This is a genomic window from Paenibacillus thalictri, assembly GCF_004307995.1.
GTDB lineage: Bacteria > Bacillota > Bacilli > Paenibacillales > NBRC-103111 > Paenibacillus_AF > Paenibacillus_AF thalictri.
Genome location: NZ_SIRE01000059.1, coordinates 1 through 4,598 on the forward strand (window position 1 = coordinate 1; position 4,598 = coordinate 4,598).

The 4,598-nt window shown below is 47.4% G+C and carries 1 protein-coding gene and 4 pseudogenes; 2 read left to right on the forward strand and 3 right to left on the reverse strand.

From position 1 onward, the window contains the following. A pseudogene (locus EYB31_RS40755) lies at positions 1-304 on the forward strand (hypothetical protein); the annotation flags it as partial. A 114-nt stretch (positions 305-418) separates the two neighbouring features. On the opposite strand, the pseudogene EYB31_RS39745 reads toward EYB31_RS40755, so the two are convergent. The 3 genes and pseudogenes from EYB31_RS39745 to EYB31_RS39755 all read right to left on the reverse strand — a co-directional run bounded on the left by EYB31_RS39745 (position 419) and on the right by EYB31_RS39755 (position 4,266). Further along, positions 419-1,906: pseudogene (locus EYB31_RS39745) on the reverse strand (IS5 family transposase). Positions 1,907-2,355: 449 nt separating this feature from the next. Continuing rightward, positions 2,356-2,688, reverse strand: a complete 333-nt coding sequence (locus tag EYB31_RS39750; protein ID WP_131019121.1) for a transposase — start codon at positions 2,686-2,688, stop codon at positions 2,356-2,358. A gap of 425 nt (positions 2,689-3,113) precedes the next feature. Next, positions 3,114-4,266 (reverse strand): annotated as a pseudogene (locus tag EYB31_RS39755) (IS3 family transposase). 76 nt (positions 4,267-4,342) lie between these two features. On the opposite strand from EYB31_RS39755, the pseudogene EYB31_RS39760 reads away from it, so the two are divergent. Further along, positions 4,343-4,598, forward strand: a pseudogene (locus tag EYB31_RS39760) (transposase); the annotation flags it as partial.

Sequence of the window (4,598 nt, forward strand, 5' to 3'; positions counted from 1 at the left end):
GACGGGGCTAAACCCTGTGAATTTTATGCCCATGATGTCGAAAAAATCTCATCCTAATTCAATAGATGACGAGATTCGAGGACTTAACTTATTCCTCAAAAAATCGTGTCTTGACAATGGAGAGCATACATACAGCCCGCTGCTCAATATAGTGAAAGGGTTCTGGAATTGGCTCAAAGGCGATGTCGTTAACAATGTCTTTTACCACACGCTAGCAGAAATTCGTAACAATGTTCGTTCCTTTGTGGAATCAATTATGAAGAATCCTCAAGACATAATTGACCGTCTCTGCGTCCGCGTGTAGTCCGATAGAATTGTGGAACTTCTTTAATTCAAGTTATATAGTGATGACGAAAGTGATGATGAGATGAAAGAAGTTGAACCGGGCTACCCTATATAGGGCTTGCTGAACGAAACATTACGAGGCTAAAAGACGGCGGTCGCGAAGACTCAAAAGCAAATTAAAAAAGCAGACGAAAAGAAGACGCAAGCGGCGTTCCAAGTTCATCACGAGAAACTGCAGGGCGATGACCGTCCCATTTGTTTGCTCAAGTCGCGCCCGAATGTAATTCAATCCGTATTTTCGTTTGCCTTCGCCGAATTTGCCCTCCACCGCATTGCGTTCGCTCGCATCGTGCCTCGCGATCCGTTTGCTCTCGACTTGATCCGCTTGCTTCGAGGGGCGACCGAGCGCTGGGCCGCTGAGCCGAATTCCATGTTCTTTGCAATACGCACGGTTCTCTCGGTTTCGGTAGATTTGGTCGGCCAACACTTCTTTTGGGTACATGCCGAATCGCGCCTTGTACGTCTCCACCGATTCGATCAAGGTAATGCCTCATTGAAATTGTCCCATTGCCGACGCTCCAAGAAAGCGAATCCTTGTACCATGCTAATGGACACCTTAGCTCCAAACTCGACCTTGGCTTTCGCTTTCCCGCGGATGATCGGGCGAACGTGTGGTTGATGGATGCTGACCATTCGATCTTCGATATGATGAATGCGCTGTGTATACATGAGTAGCTGTTGGCGAACCAGTTCCTGAATGATGAGCAATTGCTTGTATTGTTGTCTGTTCAGCGCCGTGAGCGGTGTGATTGCCGACAGTTTCTCGATGATACGCAAGTCGCGTTGGAGGAAGGCTAACTGTTTGCCAATACCATGGCGAAGCGCTCGCTGACCAAGTCGACGTTGCTTCGCAAGGGACAAGTACACACGCCGCGCTTTTTCTCGATACGTCCGCGGTTTGAGGCGTGTGCCCGCGTGCGGCGCATGTAAGTTGTCAATGATCGATTCCAGCTTTTCACGGGCTTCGTTGGGCAAACCGATATCCGTCGGATACGCGATGTCGGCCGGCGCGCAGGTCGCGTCGAGTAACAGGGTTCCCTGATTCGGATCCGGTTCCGATGCTTTTTTCCGTTTCTGCTTCTGGCCCGCCCGAGCCGATGGTTTCGTGTTGTTGTCACCGTCTCGCTGCTGCTCGACTTTGGCGGCTTCCACCGCGATCCATTCATTCACTTCGGCGATGACCTTTTCGCCAAGTCGTTTTTGAAAATGAGTCATGAGCGACGGATGAAACGGCGGCCGATCTTGATAACCGGGCAAGCCGAGGAAGTATTGCAGATACGGATTTTCGACAATCGCCTCGACTGTTTCGCGATCGGATTGTTGCAATCTTTCTTGAAGGATCAACGCATCAAGAGCCATGCGAATAGATACCGCTCGTTGGCCGCGAAATGATTTCTTGAACGATTTTGGCATACTTATGATCGACCTTCGCCCACGGCACCAACTGCGCCAATTTGATCCACCGGTTATCCGGATTTAAACGACCTCCAAACGGCAAGAAAAACTCGCTCGGCATTAGCAACTGGTTTTCTTCGTTAGCGTAAGGTTGATACACGTTCATCATCATCCAAGTGCATGGTTTTTGACCCGTTTTCCGCAATTTGTTTGCATATGTTTTCGACAAAACGTGTCATAAACCCTTGTTCTTATTGGATTTTTTGATTCTTCAGCAAACCCTAGTTAGAATAGCGGTAGTAGTGATTCGTGTGTCTTTAGAAGTAATTCATGTACAATTTGGTCAACAAACACTTCTTTCGTTTACATACTGAATTTTCATCGCAGTTTGACACTGAGTCTCCCCGGGCATGGTTTTTAGCGTGTGAGGACTAAGCCTCCCTCGCAAGCAGGTACCATACCTAATTCTCCAAATAAAACCGTTTTAGCGTACCTTGAAACGCTTAGGATAAATACACCGTCAGTTGCAGCAAATCTGCCCCCCGGTTTTGCTGCAACTGACTTGATAATGAGCAGATACTTTTCTCCCCATGGTTACTTCGAACCGCCTTATCTCTAGTTGAACGGTCTCCTTTGGTGACTGCTTTGCAGATGGTTCCCAAGGCGTTGGTCACCTTCTTGACGTCCTTGTATGACACTTAGTGAATTCGAGTTACGGATCTGGCGAATTAGGATCTCCGTCTGTGGAAAACAAACAGAAATCGCTTGAGAAGGGCTTGTCGGGTTATCTTCGCAAATAATGAGTATATCTTGCACAACGCAGTTTTTCAGCCCATTCAACGCAGTGAGCCAGAACTTGACCGACTCATTTTTACCGATCCAAATGCCTAGTACATCCTTGTTTCTGTTTAAATCAACACCGATCAGCCTTGTTCGCAGTATGCCCATCCTGCTTTACTTTGAAATGCATCCAAAAAACACAACGGTGCATAATTTTGCAACGGAATGTTTTTGCCATCCCTTAACAAGGGGAACTATGGGTTTATTATTCGCATTCCCCAATTTGAGAGACTAGTTTTTCTTCGGTAATTTAAGCTACGAAAGTAGAATAATGTATTATTAAAAATGGTTGTTTGAAAGCTTACTATCTCAACTTTCGCAGAACCAAAATAAGGTCAACAGTACGTGTAGCTTAGGTTTGAGGTCAATTGGATAGTGGGCTTGACGAAATAGAAAAACACCGCTTCGTCTGGTAAAGTGAGAGTGTCGAGCAACCACTACCACACAGAAGAGGTGTCCTCTCTATGATAGACCAGCAACCGTCACTAAATCTGTACCTCTGTCAATAGAGTAGACACAAAGAATCGAGAGAATCAGGCTTCTTTTCGGTACATACGTTCGTATTCATTGGGTGTCAGATACCCAATGGTAGAATGGATACGCTTGGCATTATAGAAGCAGGTGATGTACTCGAAAATGCGCTTGCGAGCTTGGTCCCGGGTCTTGAACTTCTCCAGATAAATCAGCTCTTTCTTGATCACGCTGTGGAAGGATTCGATGCAGGCATTATCGTAGCAATTCCCTTTTCGACTCATACTGCCCTTCATCTTGTAGACTTTTAAACGGGCCTGATAATCGTGGGATGCAACTGGCTGCCGCGGTCCGAATGATGCAAGACCTCACCTGATGGCCGTTGTTGCTTGTACGCCCGATCTAGCGCCTCGATGACCAGCGCTTTCGTCATTCGTTCACTCATCTGGAAGCCTACAATTTTACGGCTGTACAGATCCATCACGCTGGTCAGATAGAGCCAACCTTCCTCTGTAGCCACGTAAGTGATGTCAGTCACCCAGGTTTGGTTTGGAGCTTGCGGCCGAAATTGACGGTTCAGCACATTTTCTGCAACCGGCAGTTGATGCTTGGAATGGGTAGTGGCTTTGTATTTTTCGATGGTTCGGGACTTCAATCCTAACTCCTTCATAATGCGGGCTACGGTCTTCTCTGAGACCTGTGTTCCTTGTTTGTGAAGCACCTTGGTGATCTTCGGGCTTCCATATAAGCGGCGGGAGTCCAGAAAGATGTGGCGGATGCGCCGCGCTAGCTTTTTCCGGCGTTTCTCCCGTTTGCTTTCCTTGCGTTTAGTCCATTTATAGTAGCCGCTTCGGGAAACATCTAAGGCAGCACATAACTTCGCGACACGGCACTGGAAGCGGTGATCGTGGATAAATGTATAGATCAGCGCCGGTCTTTGGCGAAGTAGTGCATCGCCTTTTTTAAGATCTCGTTCTCCTCTTGCAAGTCACGAATCTGTTTTTGCATATCGCGAATGGCCTTGTCATCGGGTCTGAGTTGTCCGCTGCCGGGGAAGGCATGCTGACCATCTTGTTTCATTTCAGCTATCCATCGATAGACCGTATTATCGTGCAATCCCAGTTCCTGAGCTACCTGGGAAACAGCCTTTCCTTCTTCTTGAATCATTTGTACTACTTGCCGTTTAAACTCTTTGTCATAGCTTTTCTTTTTCATCACGGTCACCTCGAATATGGATAAAATGATTGTATCCTATTCTCGGTTCTCTGTGTCTACTTTTTAGTCTAACACTATGAGTTCAGCAAAATCCGGCATCACAGGGGTAACAGACGGGATCGACAAACGAAGCCACGGTTATAAGCATCGGCAAGAAGCATTTTGTTCGGCTCCGCAAGTGATCGCAGCCATGCTGGATCGTGCGTTAAAAACCGGTATCTCGGCGTCGTACGCCCTGATGGACAGTTGGTTTACGCATGCGCCACTCATTCAGGAAGTCCTCTGTCGCGGGCTGCATGTGATCGGCATGGTTAAGAACGACAACAAGCGCT